This is a genomic window from Qipengyuania sp. B-5 (assembly GCF_056857815.1).
On sequence record NZ_JBSXNU010000051.1, the window covers coordinates 15,996 to 31,445 of the forward strand.

Below are 15,450 nucleotides of genomic sequence, written 5' to 3' on the forward strand. Positions count from 1 at the left end.
CTAGCGCTCCGGCGGCCTTTCACATTTGTCTGAGCGGTGGAGGATTACTCGACCACATCCATTTCCTCGATCAGACCCTGGGCACCGTCGACCTTGTCCATCACCCACAGCATATAACGGGTGTCGACATGGATCGTGCGCGTGGTGCGCGGGTCGAAATGCCAATCGGAATTGACGCTTTCGAAAGTACCGTCGAACAGCAGGCCAACCAGTTCGGCGCGCGCATTGAGCGTGGCCGAGCCGCTGTTGCCGCCGGTGCTGTCGAGATCCGAAAGGAAGTTCACCGGGACCGAACCTACTTCGGGCGAGTAATACCTGCCGTAGTCCTTCTCGCGGATTTCCTGCAGCTGCCGTTCGGGCGCATTGAAGGGATCTTCGCCCGTATCCTTTTCGGTAATGCCTTCGAGCGTGGTGAACGGCATATAGGCCATGCCGTCCTTGGGGGAGCCCCCCAGCACGGTGCCGTAGGTAACCCGCAAAGTGGAATTCGCGTCCGGATAGGTCGCAAGACCCTGCGAACGCTGCCACTGGGTGATCGCCTCCATGTAGCCCGGACGTAGCGCCAGCGCGCGGCCGGAGCGTTCTTCGCTCTCGGCTTCCAGCCCGCGCTCGTACTCGTAGAGCGCGACCGCAAGCTGCATGAAGGGATCGTCCGATGCCCCCAAATCTTCAAGTGTGGCATCCATCAGCGACAGGCGCGTTTCAGTATCGTCGAGCGACGTGCCCGCGTAATATGCATCGAGCTTGGTCGACAGGGTCGCCTCATCGATCTCGCCTGTCAGCCCCAGCGCATTGTCGAACACGGCAACGCGGTTTCCAGCAGGCTGGCCAAGATAGCTGCCCAAGAACAGCATCCACTGTGCCTTGTCGACCGAGGCTTCATAACGGCGGTCGAGCGCCTGAAGTCCCTGGCGGAAGAAGGTCATGTCGCGTTCCTGGAAACCCGGCTCACGCTCGGCGTCGGGCTTCTTACGTTCGTGCGCGAGGCGATAGAGGCGCTGCGCCGCCGAAAGCAGGGCAGGACGGGTCGCGAAGCCGTACCAGAAGGCTTCCTGCGCAGCCTCGGCGTTTTCCTGTGACAGCGCCTGCAGTCCGGCAATGGCCTCGCCATAAGCGGCGCGGCTACCGTCGGCAGCAATCCACGCAGCCAGCGCTTCCTCACGCTCGCGGCGCAGGTCGACCAGGCCCACGCGGCGTGCGCCTTCGAGCTGACCGCGCGTATTCTTCTCGAAATTGTTCAGACCGGCGAGGAGCGATTCATATTTCACCCGCGCATCCGAACCCTCTGGCGCCGCTTCCTCGATCGTATCGATCCACTCGTTGAGCAGGGTGACATAAGTCGGGTAGGTCCAGCTGAAGGTGTTCTCCACCTCTGCCAGCGTGGCATAGCGCGAAGTCGATCCGGGATAGCCTGCGGCCATCACGAAATCGCCTTCCTTCAGGCCGCCTGCACTCACCTTCAGGTGATGTTCCGGCTGATAAGGCACGTTCTCTTCCGCATAGTCTGCGGCCGAACCATCGGGAGCAACATAGGCGCGATAAAAAGCGAAATCGCCCGTGTGGCGCGGCCACATCCAGTTATCGATATCGCCGCCATATTTGCCGATCGAATCCGCCGGTGCGTAAACGAGGCGCACGTCGCGCACTTCGAGCCGTTCGATCAGCGTATATTCCGCACCGCCGTAGAAGCTGGCGACCTGGCAGCGGTAACCCGCCTTTTCCTCGCACTCGGCGGTGATGTCCTTCATGCGCTGCTCGACCGTCTCGTACCGCTCGGTCGGCGACAGGGTTTCGGTCCCTTCGCGCATGCGCTGCGTCACGTCGGTCAGCGCTGTGGTGACGTAGATGCGCGAACCCGGCGCGGCTGGCAGTTCGTCAGCCGTAGCTTTCGCGAGGAAGCCCTCGACCAGATAGTTGTTCTCGGCAGTCGAGTTATACTGGACCGATCCGCGTGCGCAGTGGTGGTTCGTCACCACCAGGCCAGTCGGCGAAACGAAGCTGGCCGAACATCCGCCGAGCGAAACGATGGCTCCCATCGGGAAACCGGTCAGATCGGTCAGCGCCTCGGGATCGATCTCCAGTCCGGTTGCACGCAGATCTTCCGCGATCTCCGGCAACTGCTGCGGCGTGAACATGCCTTCCTTGGCAGCAAGCGGCGCGGATGCGGCGCACGCCAGGAGGGCGGCGACGGTCGTAATTTTTCTCATTGAAGTACAGTCCCCTACCTTGTGCGCAAAGGGCGCACGATGGCGGAGGGCGTAAAGGTCAACCTACCGCGGAGCAAGAAGGCGCTCGGCGGGCTACTTGTCGGGTCGACGAATATCCCCCGCGTTCACCCTGCCGGTTGTAGCGAAGTTCAGCCCAGCTTGTCCTTCAGCAGCTGGTTGACCACCGCCGGGTTGGCCTTGCCCTGCATCGCCTTCATCGTCTGCCCGACGAAGAAGCCGAACAGCTTGTCCTTGCCGCCGCGGTATTCCTCAACCTTGTCGGCATTATTGGCGATGATCTCGTCTATGGCCGACTCGATCGCCCCGGTGTCGCTAACCTGCTTCAGGCCTTCGGTATCGGCGATTTCCTGCGGATCGCGGCCGGTTCTCAGGACGATTTCGTAGATCTCCTTGGCCTGCCCGCCGGAGATTTCGCCCTTGTCCTGCATTGCGAGGATGCTGGCCTGCGCTTCGGCGGTGGCGTTGGCCATATTCGCCTCTTCGCCCAGCGACTTGACCACACCCGGAGCGACTGAGAGAGCCCAGTTCGCGACCTGCGTTGCCACTTTCGCCTCGGGCTTGCCGATTTTCGCTGCGGTCGCCGCAAGCAGGGTTTCGAAGCGGCCGAAAGTCTCGACCTCTGCGGTCAGTTCGCGCGCATTGTACGGTGTCAGCCCAAGCTGGCTCTCGTAACGCGCGCGCTTGGCATCGGGCAGTTCGGGCAGGCTGGCGCGGCAATCCTCGAGGAAACTGTCTTCCAGTTCCAGCGGAAGCAGGTCCGGATCGGGAAAATAGCGATAGTCATGCGCGTCTTCCTTGCTGCGCATGGTCCGCGTCGTGCCGGTCGCCACGTCGAACAGGCGTGTTTCCTGATCGACCGTACCGTCATTCTCGAGCACATCGACCTGGCGGTTGGCTTCGTATTCGATGACCTGCATCACGAAGCGCACGGAGTTCACGTTCTTGGTTTCGGTACGAGTGCCGAATTCCTCGCCCGGACGGCGGACAGAGACGTTCACGTCGGCGCGCATCGAGCCTTCTTCCATGTTCCCGTCGCAGCTGCCCACATAGCGCAGGATCGACCGCAGCTTGCGGACATAGGCGCCCGCTTCTGCGGGGCTGCGCATGTCGGGCTTGGAAACGATTTCCATCAGTGCAATGCCGGTACGGTTGAGATCGACATAGGACATGGTCGGATGCTGGTCGTGCATCAGCTTGCCCGCGTCCTGTTCGACGTGGATGCGCTCGATCCCGATGATTTTATCCTCGGGAATGCCGGCCTTCTCGTCGGCCTCGATCAGCAACTGCCCCTCGCCCACGAGCGGGTGGTAGAGCTGGCTGATCTGGTAACCCTGCGGCAGGTCGGCATAGAAGTAGTTCTTACGATCGAACCGGCTCCACTTGTTGATCTGCGCCTCGATCGCCATGCCCGTGCGCACCGCCTGGCGGATGCATTCGCGGTTCGGCACCGGAAGCATACCCGGCATCGCTGCATCGACGAGGCTGACCTGCGTATTCGGCTCCGCGCCGAATGCGGTCGACGCGCCGCTGAACAGCTTGGCATTGGAAGTGACCTGCGCATGGACTTCGAGGCCGATCACGACCTCCCATTCGCCCGTTGCACCATGGATGCGGTAAGTGCTCATATTGCTTCTCACGTCATCCCAGCGAAAGCTGGGATCCTTCTCAATCACGTCCGACCTAGCGGACAGCGATCCCAGCGGCGGCCTTCGGCCATCTTCGATTCCGCTGGGATGACGAAAACTACCACCATTTCTCCGGCTTCGCGTCGAACCCGGCCCGCTGCTCGATGGCAAGACCCGCATTCAGCACGCCCTGCTCGTCGAAAGGCTTGCCGACGATCTGGAGGCCGAGCGGCAGACCGTCAGAATTCACCGTGGCAGGCACGCTCATTGCCGGGAGGCCCGCAAGCGATGCGGGAACGGCGAAAACGTCGTTCAGATACATCGTCAGCGGATCGTCGTTGAGCGAGCCGAGCGGGAAGCTGGCGGTCGGCGTGGTCGGCGCGAGGATCGCGTCGCATTCCGCAAACGCCTTCTCGAAGTCCTGCGCCACGAGCGTGCGGATCTTCTGCGCCTGCGTGTAATAGGCATCGTAGAAGCCCGCGCTGAGCACATAGGTGCCGATCAGCACGCGGCGCTTCACCTCGTCGCCGAAACCGGCGGCGCGGGTTGCCGCGTACATGTCCTGCAGGCCGGCCCCCTCGGGAAGGTCGCGCAATCCGTACCGCACGCCGTCATAGCGCGCGAGGTTGGACGAGGCTTCTGCGGGGGCGATGATGTAATAGGCGGGCAGCGCATATTTGGTGTGCGGCAGCGAGACGTCGATGATCTCCGCGCCTGCATCGCGCAGCATGGCCTTGCCCTGTTCCCAGCTGTCGAGGATCGCCCGGTCGGTGCCCTCCATGCGGTATTCGCGCGGGATACCGATCTTCTTGCCCGTCAGGTCCGCATCGAGTGCGGCTTCCCAGTTGGGCACATTCATTTCCAGGCTGGTCGCGTCCTTGGGATCGAACCCGGCCATGGCTTCGAGCATAATCGCGCAGTCTTCGACACTGCGCGCCATTGGCCCCGCCTGATCGAGCGAGCTGGCAAAGGCGACCACGCCCCAGCGGCTGCAGCGACCATAGGTCGGCTTGATCCCGCAAATGCCGGTGAAGGCTGCTGGCTGGCGGATCGAACCGCCGGTGTCGGTGCCGGTGGCAGCCGGCGCAATGCGCGCTGCAACGGCGGATGACGACCCGCCCGACGAACCGCCCGGGCTCATCGCGGCATTGGTGCCATCCTTCTTCCACGGCGAATTGACGTTGCCGAAATAGGACGTCTCGTTCGACGAGCCCATGGCGAACTGGTCGAGGTTGAGTTTGCCAAGCATGCCCGCGCCCGCATCCCACAGCTTCTGGCTGACGGTGCTTTCATACTGCGGCTTGAAGCCTTCGAGGATATGGCTGGCAGCAGTGGTCTGCACGCCCTTGGTAGCGAAGAGATCCTTCATGCCGATAGGCACGCCGCCCATCTTGCCGAGGTCTTCACCCCTGACGCGTTTCGCGTCGGTGGCATCGGCCGCGGCAAGGGCATGGTCGGGCGTGGTGACGATGAAGGCGTTGAGTTCGCTCGCCGAAGCCACGGCAGCGTTGAACGCCTCGGCCACTTCGCGCGCGGTGAACTCGCCGCCGGCCACGCCGTCGCGGATGGCCTTGACGCCCAGATTGGTCAGTTCATTTGCGTTCTCGGGCATTATTCGATTACCTTCGGCACACCGAAAAAGCCGTGTTCGGCCGCCGGTGCATTGGCGAGTATATCCTCGCGCCGACAACCCGAAGTTTCGGGGATCGCATCGACCACATCGTCACGCAGGCGCAACTTGTTCGGGATGACCGCGGTCATCGGCTCGACACCGGAGGTATCGACCTCGCCCAGCTGTTCGACCCAGTCGAGGATATTGTTGAGTTCGGGGACCATTCGATCGAGTTCCTCGTCGCCCATTTTGATACGGGCGAGCGAGGCGATCTTGGCCACTTCTTCGCGTGTGACTGACATGGGTGTGCGCACTAGCCGCGCAGGGGGTTCTCTTCAAGCGGCTATGCGGCGGTGCAACATCATTCGAACGGTTCGCCGAGCGGCTTGCCATCGACATAAATCTGGCGGCCCTTCCATTCCCGGATTTCAACCACGGAATTCGGGCCTACTTCGGGCTGGTCGTCATCCCGCCCCAAGTCGATCGGTCGCGGCTGTACCGTTCCTTCCTGCGGGATATTCCGGGGGTCCACGACTTCGCGCCTGACGTCGCGACCGGTCACGATAGCGACTTCCCTTCCCTCGCGCTGGCTGGCCGGTCCCAGATCGAGAGCGACACAGGGCTGGTTGCACATAAACGCCGTGTCGCGAACGAGCGCGCGAACGGCGTTCTGCAAATCCGGATCGGCAAACTGCATACGCAAATTGGCCAGCCGTTCGTCCCGTGTCTCGTCGCGAATGGTATTCCGGTAACTGCGGGTGGTTTGAGCCTGCGCACCCTGGGCGAGATTCGCAATCTCGGCATTGGGACTGGCGGCAAGCTTCGCCAGCGCTTCACGCCCGGCATCGCCGAAATCCCAGCGCAGGGCCGCAAAGTCGAAATCTTCTGCCGAGACTTCACCCGCTTGCAATCTCGCCAGCTGGTCGCGCGCGGATATGGCACCGAAATCGAGGATCGGCAGCGCAAGGATAAACGCGAGCACGCAGGTTCCGGCTGCAAGATGCAGATTGGCCCTACGCACGCGCTCCATCCACTGCGTCATCCGTCCGCGGATCGGTGCGACGAAATAGGCCACGCTATATGCCACTGCGACCATGATCGCGATCAGGCCCCAGATACGTTCCGGGCTGATGCCGTATTCCGCGATGCGCGTACCGGTGGAAATCGCCGCCATGATCGAAAGCGGCAGGATACCCAGCGCCAGCACCAGTGCCGCCCAGCGCTGCACACGGCTGCCACTGGCCTCCGCATCACCATTGCGGACGACCGAATTGACCAGCACGAAACTGGCGGCCGCGCAGGAGAGCAGCAGCGGCGTCGGACTGCGTGTCGCCCCCCAGAGCACGTCGAGGCCGCTCACCAGTACTGCGAGAATGAAGATTGCCAGCGCCCCCGCGTAGGGAACCGCAATGAGCGACAGAACCAGCATCCCCACCGATTGCAGCGTACCGATAACCTTGAGCTGGTTGCGGAGAACCCCGAGCGCAGCGCCGAAGGTTACCCCGGCGAAGGTCCAGTTGAACCATTCCTCCCGCAAAAGTTCGCGCAGAAATTGGATCTCGATGGCGGCAAACAGCTCGGCCAGAAGATTGGCGAGCAGGAAGGACAGGCCGGTGAATGCCAGCGCCCCGCCTGCGCTTATGGCATCGGTCCAGACATGGAAGTGCGTGTCGTCGTAGGAGGTCCGCCAGCGCAGGCGATGGAAACGCGTCTGGAACAGCGGCAAGGCCAGCGCGATCGAGACGACGCCCGCTGCCAGCCAATATCCCTCGTCGGCGTAATGATCCTCTGCCCGTGCGACCCGCCAGGCGATACCCGCCATCACGGCGCCGACCAGCAGGGCAAAAGCCAGCGGTCCTCTCCAGCGTTCACGGCCCAGCGTGAAGGCAAAGGCCAGCGGTCCGAAGAACAGGAAACCCGTCAGCGCGGCACGCGAGGGCGGGACGCTGCCGTATTGCCAATCGCTGGCGTAATGGATGAGCAGCCCTGCGACGCCCAGCAGCAGCGCCAGCATCCAGGGGCGCAGCGACCAGTCGGAATCGCGCGTAGTGTCGGTATCGGTCATCGCTAATCCCTCCATCGGAAGGAGGGATTAGCCGAAAGTCAGCCTCCCGGCATGAGGAAAAGCTGAGGAATTGCGAAAACTACTCCGGCGCTTCGGGAGCCCCGGGTTCGCCTTCGGGACCCTGCGGGCCGCCCATCGCCCCCATCATCGCCTGCAACTGCTGCGCCTTCGCTTCGAATTCCGCACGCGGCAGGAAGTCGACAACCTCGACCTCGAAGGTCAGATCGGCATGGGGCGGAATGTCCGAACCGGGAGGCGGCTCGGCGCCATAGGCCTGGTCGCCGGGAATCGTCAGGCGGTACTTGCCGCCCTTCTCCATCTGCGAAAGTCCGTCGAGGAAGCCTGGGATGATCGCGCCTTCTTCCAGCAGCAGCGGGCTGCCTTCGGGAAAGAAGCCCGGCGGAATGGGTAGCGGGCGCGAACGGTCGAATTCGGTTCCATCGTCCAGCGTGCCGACATAGTTCACGAACACGACATCACCGATCTGGGGCGACTGGCCATTGCCTTCGGTAAGGACCTCGACACCAGCAGACTTCGGGGCTGCAGCCCAGGCAAGCCCCGCGCCCAGCAGGATTGCGACGATCACGCCGAGCCAGAGCTTGGTCAGCGAGCCTTTCTTGATAGGCTGGAGCGGTACGCGGGTAATCTCGGTCATGTGGAATTCGTCCTGATACGCAAAGGGCGCGGATTTCTCCGCGCCCTCATGGCTTGTCTGGTGCTTTGCATCAACGGGAATTTTGCGGCGGTCCCTCCGGGCGCGAAGCCGGTTCCCACTTTTGCCGACGGCTCCTTATTTGATGCCGTCACGCTCCATACGCTTGCGCTCCATCTTGCGGGCGCGGCGAACTGCGGCTGCCTTTTCACGGGCGCGCTTTTCGCTGGGCTTTTCGTAGTGGCGGCGCAGCTTCATTTCGCGATAGACGCCTTCCCGCTGCAGCTTCTTCTTGAGCGCGCGGAGGGCCTGGTCGACATTGTTATCGCGAACCATGATCTGCATAAACTTCAATACCTCGACTTTGCGGGCCAGAGCCCGCTCATAAGCGGGGTATGCCTCCTTGAATTGGGTTCTGCTTCTTCAACGAAAAGCGCGCCGAATCCGTTCCGGACCGGCTCGAATGGCGCGTACATACGGATTCGGCAGGAAAAAGGCAAGTGCGTTAGAGCGGCTTTCGCAATGGCCCGCAAGCGGCTAGTGGCGTGAACATGTCCACCCTGTCCCCACTCGTCGCCACGCTGCACGTCGCCATCGGCGGTGGTGTGGGCGCTGCGCTGCGCTACCAGACCGGCCGCGCGATGACGCAATGGCTCGGTGCGCCGATCGTATCCGCCTTCCCCTTCGCCACGCTGGCGGTCAATGCCCTCGGCAGCCTGCTGATGGGCATCCTGGCCGGCTGGCTGGTCCGCCACGGCAGCGAAAGCAGCGAACAGATGCGCCTGCTGCTGGGCGTGGGCATGCTGGGCGGTTTCACCACCTTCTCCGCCTTCAGCCTCGAAATGGTGCTGATGATCCAGCGGGGCCAATATCTCTTCGCCTCGCTCTATGCGGTCCTTTCCTTCGCCCTAGGGATCAGCGGATTGCTGATGGGGCTTGCTATCATGAGGATGGCCGCGTGAAGACCTCCGACGAAGTCCGCAACTTTACTGTCACTGCCGATGATGACGGCATCCGCCTCGACCGCTGGTTCAAGCGCCATCTGCCGCAGGTCGGCTTCGGCACGGTCAGCAAATGGGCGCGCACGGGCCAGATCCGCGTCGACGGAAGCCGCGCCAAACCGGACGACCGGCTGAGCCAGGGCCAGCAGATCCGCGTGCCGCCCGGGGGCGATGCGCCGCACAAGGGCCCGAAGCCCAAGCGCGAGCTTACCAAGGCCGAAATCCAACAGGCCGAGGACATGCTGATCCAACAGACCGACAGCGCCCTGGTGCTCAACAAGCCCCCCGGCCTCGCCACGCAGGGCGGCACCAACACCTTCAACCACGTCGATGGCCTGCTGGATGCCTATATGGGCGAAGATGACGAACAACGTCCCCGCCTTGTCCACCGTCTAGATAAGGATACGTCGGGCGTCCTGCTGGTGGCGCGCACACCCGGCAGCGCGGCGTTTTTTTCGAAGCGCTTCTCGGGCCGATCGGCCAAGAAAATCTACTGGGCGCTGGTCGTCGGCGTGCCGGATATCCGGGAAGGCGTGATCGAAGCCCCGCTCGCCAAGCAGCCGGGCTCTGGCGGCGAGAAAATGCATGTCGATCACGAAGGCGGTGCGCCGGCCAAAACCAAGTACCGCGTCGTCGACAGCGCCGGCAAGAAGGCCGCCTGGCTGGAACTGCAGCCGCTCACCGGCCGCACCCACCAGCTTCGCGTCCACTGCGCGGCTATGGGCCACCCCATCGTGGGGGATGGCAAATACGGCGGCAAGGACGCCTTCCTCACTGGCTCGGTCAGCCGCAAGATGCACCTTCACGCGCGTCGCCTGATCATCGACAGTCCAGACGGCAAGCTCGACGTCACCGCCGAACTGCCCGAGCATTTCGCGACCAGCATGGAACAGATCGGTTTCGACGAGAAGGCGAGCGACGCTTTGCCGATGCGCGACGATCCACCGCCCAAATCGCGCGAGGAAAAGAAGCAGCAAGCCCGCCAGCACGCCAAGACCTACAAAAAAGCGCAGCGTGGTCCGCGGCGAGCGCGCGGCGGTTCCGGCGGCAGGCCGAAAGGCGCAGGCAGGAAGAAGTGACCCGCCTCGTCATCTTCGATTGCGACGGGACGCTCGTCGACGGGCAGGCGGCGATTTGCGATACGATGGCCGAGGCATTCGCCGCTGCAAAACTTCCCCCGCCCGACCGCAACGAAGTGCGCCGCATGGTGGGCTTGAGCCTGCCGCAGGCGCTGCGGCGGCTCGCCCCGGATGCGCAGGAAGACCAGCACCTCGTGGCGCTCGAAGCCTATAAAACCGGCTACCGGGAACGGCGGACGTCGGGTCTGCTCGAGGAACCGCTCTACGATGGCATGGCAGCGCTGATCGAACGTCTCGCGGCGGCGGGCTGGCTGCTTGGCGTAGCCACCGGCAAGAGCGACCGCGGGCTTCATGCCTGCCTCGACACGCATGGTATCAAACACCATTTCACAACGCTGCAAGGCGCGGATCGCCATCCGTCGAAGCCCCATCCCGCCATGCTCGAAGTGGCGCTGGCCGAAGCCGGTATCGCTGCATCCCGGTCCGTCATGGTCGGGGATACCAGTTTCGACATGGAAATGGCCCGCGCGGCGGGCGTCCGCGCAATCGGAGTAGCCTGGGGCTATCATGAACCGCGCGAATTGCTGGAAGCAGGGGCAGAGTGCGTTGCCGAAACGATGGAACAACTCGAGGAGATGATCTGTGCAGCCCGGTGACCAGCCGCCCGATCCCGATCAAAATTCTGGCCGTGACCCCGCAGCCGCGAAATTCTGGACCCTGCAGGGAATCCGCCTCGTCGGCATCGTTACTGCGATGGCGGGTGCTGCGGGTGTGGCCGAAAAGCTGGCCATGCCGCAGTGGGCCGCCGGCCTGCTGCTGGCCGCTGGTGTCGGCATCTATTTTGGCCTCCCCGTTGCGCTCGCCAGAAAGTGGAAGGCCGAAAGGTGAAGCGCTTCTACGAAGAAGTTACGATTGCCCGGACGGAGCAGGGCTGGATCGTTGCGCTCGACGGGCGTCCGCTCAAGACGCAAGGTGGACAGCCGCAAGTCGTACCGACCGAAGCGCTCGCTGAACGTCTTGCCGAGGAGTGGCGCGGACAGGGTGAGGTGATCGAGCCCGCCTCTTTCCGCCACCGTGACATGGCCGATTACGCGCTCGACGTAGTGAGCGGTGACAGATCGGAAGTGGTCCAAAAACTGCTCGGTTATGCCGAAACCGATACGCTTTGTTTCCGCGCCGATCCGGAAGAGCCGCTCTATCGCCGCCAGCAGGAAGTGTGGGATCCGATTGTATCGGCAATGGAAACGCGCGAGGGTGTGAAACTGCACCGCATCAGCGGTATTCTACATCGCCCGCAAACTGCGGAAACGCGCGAGAAACTGCGCGCAAGACTGGAAGCGCTCGATCCCTTCACGCTGACCGCGCTGGAACAGACCACCTCGCTTTCCGCATCGCTATGTATCGGGCTGGAATCACTGCGCAAAGGTGTCGATGCCGAAGCGTTATGGGATGCGGCAAACCTCGAAGAAGACTGGCAAGCCGACCTCTGGGGCCGCGACGAGGAAGCCGAAGAACGCCGTGCGAAGCGGAAGAGCGATTTTCTGGCAGCTGTAGAATTTGCGCGTGCGGTTTAGCCGCTAAGTTTGATTACTGGACCCAGTCGGCCACCTGCGCCGCCACATCGTTTGCCGCCTGGTTTAGTGCCGGTCCCACGCTGGCTACATCCGCTGCGACGCCCGGCACCACAGCTTCGAAACGGCGCGTCGTCATCGCACTTCCTTCACCCGGACGAACGGCATCGAACACCACCACCACGCTGGACGTCCGCGCGTCGTAGCCGAACTGGCGGAGCGTGCCGGTCAGACGGTTTTCGGCAAGCGCGCCCGGATCGTCACCGTCGATTACTACCCGGTTGCTGCGCGTCCGGATTGTCTCCGCGATCAGGCGGCGGAACAGGCGCGCAGGTTTTTCAACCCAGACAGCATCCTGAAGATAGGCGAGTTCGGTGTCGGTGATCTGCACCGGTACGCGGGTGACATCGAGCGCGCTGGGTGCCTCGAACTCGGTCAGCGCGATGGCGGTCCCGGCACTGCTCGAGGCATCGGCGCCTGCAGGCGCAGAGGCCGTCGGTGTCAGCGTCAGAAGGCTCTCGGGCGGTTCGCTGCCGAAGGAAAGGCACCCGCCCAGCAGCAGTGCCGGAGCGAGGATGGCGAATTTGAAGTGCTTGGTCATCGCATACTTGTCCCGTGTCACGGCTCGTAGTCCGGCAATGGCTGGCTGTTGAGCAGCGCGCCGGCGCCCTTCTCGTCGATTTTTTCGGTCACGTCGCGCAGCGCCTTGCTGGTCGCGCGCAAATCGCGCAGCGTTGCTTCGGCTGCGGGCAGCGTGCTTTCGGTCAACTGCCGGGTTGCCGGGCGCGCTTCGGAAAGGACACCCTGCAATTCTTCCGAAGCATCACCCGCCTGCTTCAGCGTGGTCCGCAATTGGTTGGCCAATTGCGCGCCTTCCTGGTTGAGCAGACGGTCGGTGGAGGCTGTTACATTCTCGAACTCGTCGAGCGCTTCGGATGCCTCACGCAGTGTCACCTGCAATTCGGCCATGGTCCGTTCGAACTGCGGTGCGGCGTCTGCCAATTCGGCGGTCATCTGGTTGGTGTTGGCAAGGATACCGGCAATCTCGCCCTGATTTTCCTCGTCCAGCAATTGCGTCAGTCGTTCGGTCAGCGTTGCCAGACGTTCGAGCAGCAGGGGGGCGTTGGAAAGGAGGGCATTGAGCCCGCCATCCTTGGGCGGAATGATCGGCACGCCTTCGGTACAGGCGGTTGTCTCGCAGGAAATCGGCGGCGCGCCGCTGCGCGCACCGTCGAGCAGGATGGTCGATACGCCGGTAAAGCTGCCCTGGATGGTAGCGGTCGTCCCGACGAGGATCGGAACTTCTTCTTTCACCTTGATGCGCACGCGCACGAAGCCGGGGTCTTTTTCCCACAAAACGATTTCGCTCACCTGGCCCACCGGCACACCGGCAAAGCTGACCTGGCTGCCATTGGCGAGGCCGGAGACGCTTTCGGCAAAGAAGATGTCATAGTCCTTCTGCGCGCCTTCGTCCCAGCGCGCGATCCACACGACGAACAGCGCCAGTGCCGCAAGCACCGCCAGTGTGATCGCCCCCACCCAGATGTAATTCGCCCGTGTTTCCATTGGTTAGGCCTTATCCCTGCTTGGAGGCGCGTTGTCCAACGCTTTGACTGCATGCGCCGCGACCGGCTCGTCCATATGCCGCCGGAGTTCGTCCACCGCCTGCGCAGTCAACGCCGCCCGCCCGCGCGGGCCGTTGAAATATTCCTGTATCCAGGGGTGATCGAGCTCCATCAGCTTGGGCACAGTATCGACCGCGATGACCTTCCGGTCCGCCAGGACCGCCACCCGGTCGCAGATTTCATGCAGCGTATCGAGATCGTGCGTAATCAGGAACACGGTGAGACCCAGCGTCTCCTTGAGCTCACGCGTCAGATTGTCGAACGCGGAGGCACCGATGGGATCGAGACCGGCAGTCGGCTCGTCGAGAAACAGCAGTTCGGGATCGAGTGCCAGCGCACGGGCGAGGCCGGCGCGCTTCTTCATGCCGCCCGACAATTCGCTCGGATACTTGTTCACCGCTTCTTCCGGCAGGCCGGACAGAAGGACCTTGTAGCGCGCAATCTCTTCGCGGAGCTCATCGGAAATCTCGGGATAGAATTGCTTCAGCGGCACCTCTACGTTCTCGCCAACCGTAAGGGTCGAGAACAGTGCACCACCTTGGAACAGCACGCCCCAGCGATCCCGTACGCCGATTTGCTGGTCCGGCTCCGCATCGACGATGGATTTGCCGAAAACCTCGATCTCGCCCTCGGTTGGCCGCTGCAGCCCGATGATCGAGCGCATCAGCACGGATTTTCCAGTACCCGAACCGCCGACCACGCCCAGAATCTCGCCGCGCTTGACCGTGAGGTCCAGCCCTTCGTGAACCACCGTTTCGCCGAACTGGTTCTTCAGGTTCTCCACTATGATGGGATATTCGCCGCGATAGCGCTCGTGGCGCTTCGGAGATTTCGTGCCTCTTTCCTCGGCCATCAGCCCCACCCCAACTCGGTGAAGAAGACAGCGAAGATTGCGTCGAGGACGATGACCGCGAAAATTGCCGAAACCACCGACAAGGTGGTGCGCAGGCCGACCTCTTCCGAATTCCCCTTCACCTGCATGCCGTGGTAACAGCCTGCCAAGGCAACGATCAGGCCGAAGACCGGCGCCTTGATTAGGCCGACCCATACATCGTAAGTCGGCACGACTTCCTGGATGCGCGAGAGGAAGGTCAGAAAGGGAATGCCGAGCATGATGTCGCCGACGAAGGCGCCGCCGATAATAGCCATGCACGAAGCATAAAAACCCAGCAGCGGCATCATCAGCACAGCGGCCAGAATACGCGGAACCACCAGCGCTTCCATCGGCGAAATGCCGATAGTGCGCATCGCGTCGATTTCCTCGGTCAGCTTCATCGTGCCGATTTCAGCGGCAAAGGCACTGCCCGAACGGCCTGCAACCATAATGGCCGTCATCAGAACGCCCAGTTCGCGCAAGGTGATACGGCCGACGAGATTCACCGTCAGCGTCTCCGCCCCGAATGCGGCCAATTGCACCGCCCCCTGCTGTGCGATGACGATCCCGATGAGAAAACTCATCAAGCCGATAATGGGCAGTGCAGAAACGCCGACCAGTTCGACTTGCCGCACCAGTGCAACCATGCGGAAATTACGTGGATGGCGCGCCAACCGCGCAATGGAAATAAGCAAGGCGCCGAGGAAGCTGACAACGCCGACAATCCCCGATCTCGCGTTGAAGACCTTCTCGCCCACTGCTTCGGGAACTCGCACCCATACCGGCGCGCGCGGAGGGGCAATGCCGTAATCGCTGCTGAGCCCTTCGAGCGCGTCCAGCAAGCGTTCCGCCCGATCGCTGGCCCCCACGATTTCCGCATTGTGCTCGCCCGCGATCTGACAAGCCACCCACGCGCCCACCGTGTCGATCTCCGACACGCTTGCGAGGTCGACCTTCGCGATCGGTCCTTCAAGACTGCGCAACTCTTCGTCGAGAGCGCCGATGGTCGATACGAGATAGGGCCCGGCGAGCTTGAGCACCGCGCCCCCATCCCCCTGTTCGAGTTCGTATTCTGCCAATCCAGCCATTCACCATGCGGTATGCGGGGAATCGCCCGA

At 62.7% G+C, this 15,450-nt stretch carries 16 protein-coding genes; 5 read left to right on the forward strand and 11 right to left on the reverse strand.

What is annotated here, in order from left to right; genetic code table 11:
- Nucleotides 1-44 precede the first annotated feature (44 nt).
- The 7 genes from AC13CE_RS10465 to rpsU form a co-directional block, all read right to left on the reverse strand.
- Nucleotides 45-2,207, reverse strand: a complete 2,163-nt coding sequence (locus tag AC13CE_RS10465; protein ID WP_482972333.1) for a S46 family peptidase — start codon at nucleotides 2,205-2,207, stop codon at nucleotides 45-47.
- A gap of 149 nt (nucleotides 2,208-2,356) precedes the next feature.
- Nucleotides 2,357-3,853, reverse strand: a complete 1,497-nt coding sequence (gene gatB / locus AC13CE_RS10470; protein WP_482972334.1) for an Asp-tRNA(Asn)/Glu-tRNA(Gln) amidotransferase subunit GatB — start codon at nucleotides 3,851-3,853, stop codon at nucleotides 2,357-2,359.
- Nucleotides 3,854-3,971: 118 nt separating this feature from the next.
- Entirely contained in the window at nucleotides 3,972-5,465 is a 1,494-nt protein-coding gene (gatA, locus tag AC13CE_RS10475; protein ID WP_482972335.1) for an Asp-tRNA(Asn)/Glu-tRNA(Gln) amidotransferase subunit GatA, read from the reverse strand.
- Nucleotides 5,465-5,767, reverse strand: coding sequence for an Asp-tRNA(Asn)/Glu-tRNA(Gln) amidotransferase subunit GatC (gene gatC, locus AC13CE_RS10480; protein WP_482972336.1), 303 nt, complete (start codon nucleotides 5,765-5,767; stop codon nucleotides 5,465-5,467). Before gatC ends, gatA begins: the two co-directional genes overlap by 1 nt.
- Before the next feature lie 59 nt (nucleotides 5,768-5,826).
- Nucleotides 5,827-7,530 (reverse strand): DUF4153 domain-containing protein, encoded by a 1,704-nt coding sequence (locus AC13CE_RS10485; RefSeq protein ID WP_482972337.1) that lies wholly within the window; start codon nucleotides 7,528-7,530, stop codon nucleotides 5,827-5,829.
- A 79-nt stretch (nucleotides 7,531-7,609) separates the two neighbouring features.
- Nucleotides 7,610-8,185, reverse strand: a complete 576-nt coding sequence (locus tag AC13CE_RS10490) for an FKBP-type peptidyl-prolyl cis-trans isomerase (RefSeq protein ID WP_482972338.1) — start codon at nucleotides 8,183-8,185, stop codon at nucleotides 7,610-7,612.
- Nucleotides 8,186-8,320: 135 nt separating this feature from the next.
- Nucleotides 8,321-8,527 carry a 30S ribosomal protein S21 gene (gene rpsU / locus AC13CE_RS10495; RefSeq protein WP_011413239.1) on the reverse strand — a complete coding sequence of 69 codons (207 nt, stop codon included), beginning with the start codon at nucleotides 8,525-8,527 and terminating at the stop codon, nucleotides 8,321-8,323.
- A gap of 206 nt (nucleotides 8,528-8,733) precedes the next feature.
- Between rpsU and crcB the strand changes: the two genes are divergently transcribed.
- The 5 genes from crcB to AC13CE_RS10520 are packed head-to-tail and all read left to right on the forward strand — an operon-like array spanning nucleotide 8,734 to nucleotide 11,836.
- Nucleotides 8,734-9,144 carry a fluoride efflux transporter CrcB gene (crcB, locus tag AC13CE_RS10500; protein WP_482972339.1) on the forward strand — a complete coding sequence of 137 codons (411 nt, stop codon included), beginning with the start codon at nucleotides 8,734-8,736 and terminating at the stop codon, nucleotides 9,142-9,144.
- Complete coding sequence (locus tag AC13CE_RS10505) at nucleotides 9,141-10,262, forward strand: RluA family pseudouridine synthase (RefSeq protein WP_482972340.1); 1,122 nt, start codon at nucleotides 9,141-9,143, stop codon at nucleotides 10,260-10,262. Before crcB ends, AC13CE_RS10505 begins: the two co-directional genes overlap by 4 nt.
- Nucleotides 10,259-10,918, forward strand: a complete 660-nt coding sequence (locus AC13CE_RS10510) for an HAD-IA family hydrolase (RefSeq protein WP_482972341.1) — start codon at nucleotides 10,259-10,261, stop codon at nucleotides 10,916-10,918. The genes AC13CE_RS10505 and AC13CE_RS10510 overlap by 4 nt, the downstream gene beginning before the upstream one ends.
- On the forward strand, nucleotides 10,905-11,150 hold the full coding sequence (locus AC13CE_RS10515) for a hypothetical protein (RefSeq protein ID WP_221537717.1): 246 nt from the start codon (nucleotides 10,905-10,907) through the stop codon (nucleotides 11,148-11,150). Before AC13CE_RS10510 ends, AC13CE_RS10515 begins: the two co-directional genes overlap by 14 nt.
- The gene (locus tag AC13CE_RS10520; protein ID WP_482972342.1) at nucleotides 11,147-11,836 is read left to right on the forward strand and encodes an ATP12 family chaperone protein; all 690 of its coding nucleotides are present in this window, start codon (nucleotides 11,147-11,149) and stop codon (nucleotides 11,834-11,836) included. Before AC13CE_RS10515 ends, AC13CE_RS10520 begins: the two co-directional genes overlap by 4 nt.
- A 13-nt stretch (nucleotides 11,837-11,849) precedes the next feature.
- Here AC13CE_RS10520 and AC13CE_RS10525 read toward each other — a convergent pair whose 3' ends face one another.
- The 4 genes from AC13CE_RS10525 to AC13CE_RS10540 are packed head-to-tail and all read right to left on the reverse strand — an operon-like array spanning nucleotide 11,850 to nucleotide 15,420.
- Nucleotides 11,850-12,434 (reverse strand): ABC-type transport auxiliary lipoprotein family protein, encoded by a 585-nt coding sequence (locus AC13CE_RS10525; RefSeq protein WP_482972343.1) that lies wholly within the window; start codon nucleotides 12,432-12,434, stop codon nucleotides 11,850-11,852.
- A 17-nt stretch (nucleotides 12,435-12,451) separates the two neighbouring features.
- Nucleotides 12,452-13,399: an MlaD family protein gene (locus AC13CE_RS10530; protein ID WP_482972344.1), complete on the reverse strand. Its 948-nt coding sequence runs from the start codon at nucleotides 13,397-13,399 to the stop codon at nucleotides 12,452-12,454.
- Between the two features lie 3 nt (nucleotides 13,400-13,402).
- The gene (locus AC13CE_RS10535; RefSeq protein WP_482972345.1) at nucleotides 13,403-14,311 is read right to left on the reverse strand and encodes an ABC transporter ATP-binding protein; all 909 of its coding nucleotides are present in this window, start codon (nucleotides 14,309-14,311) and stop codon (nucleotides 13,403-13,405) included.
- Nucleotides 14,311-15,420 (reverse strand): ABC transporter permease, encoded by a 1,110-nt coding sequence (locus tag AC13CE_RS10540; protein ID WP_221537721.1) that lies wholly within the window; start codon nucleotides 15,418-15,420, stop codon nucleotides 14,311-14,313. Before AC13CE_RS10540 ends, AC13CE_RS10535 begins: the two co-directional genes overlap by 1 nt.
- Nucleotides 15,421-15,450 lie beyond the last annotated feature (30 nt).

Bases quoted from the DNA above. Each gene is read 5' to 3' on its own strand.
- AC13CE_RS10465 (WP_482972333.1), bottom strand. From the start codon at position 2,207: ATGAGAAAAATTACGACCGTCGCCGCCCTCCTGGCGTGCGCCGCATCC.
- gatB (WP_482972334.1), bottom strand. From the start codon at position 3,853: ATGAGCACTTACCGCATCCATGGTGCAACGGGCGAATGGGAGGTCGTG.
- gatA (WP_482972335.1), bottom strand. From the start codon at position 5,465: ATGCCCGAGAACGCAAATGAACTGACCAATCTGGGCGTCAAGGCCATC.
- gatC (WP_482972336.1), bottom strand. From the start codon at position 5,767: ATGTCAGTCACACGCGAAGAAGTGGCCAAGATCGCCTCGCTCGCCCGT.
- AC13CE_RS10485 (WP_482972337.1), bottom strand. From the start codon at position 7,530: ATGACCGATACCGACACTACGCGCGATTCCGACTGGTCGCTGCGCCCC.
- AC13CE_RS10490 (WP_482972338.1), bottom strand. From the start codon at position 8,185: ATGACCGAGATTACCCGCGTACCGCTCCAGCCTATCAAGAAAGGCTCG.
- rpsU (WP_011413239.1), bottom strand. From the start codon at position 8,527: ATGCAGATCATGGTTCGCGATAACAATGTCGACCAGGCCCTCCGCGCG.
- crcB (WP_482972339.1), top strand. From the start codon at position 8,734: ATGTCCACCCTGTCCCCACTCGTCGCCACGCTGCACGTCGCCATCGGC.
- AC13CE_RS10525 (WP_482972343.1), bottom strand. From the start codon at position 12,434: ATGACCAAGCACTTCAAATTCGCCATCCTCGCTCCGGCACTGCTGCTG.
- AC13CE_RS10530 (WP_482972344.1), bottom strand. From the start codon at position 13,399: ATGGAAACACGGGCGAATTACATCTGGGTGGGGGCGATCACACTGGCG.
- AC13CE_RS10535 (WP_482972345.1), bottom strand. From the start codon at position 14,311: ATGGCCGAGGAAAGAGGCACGAAATCTCCGAAGCGCCACGAGCGCTAT.
- AC13CE_RS10540 (WP_221537721.1), bottom strand. From the start codon at position 15,420: ATGGCTGGATTGGCAGAATACGAACTCGAACAGGGGGATGGGGGCGCG.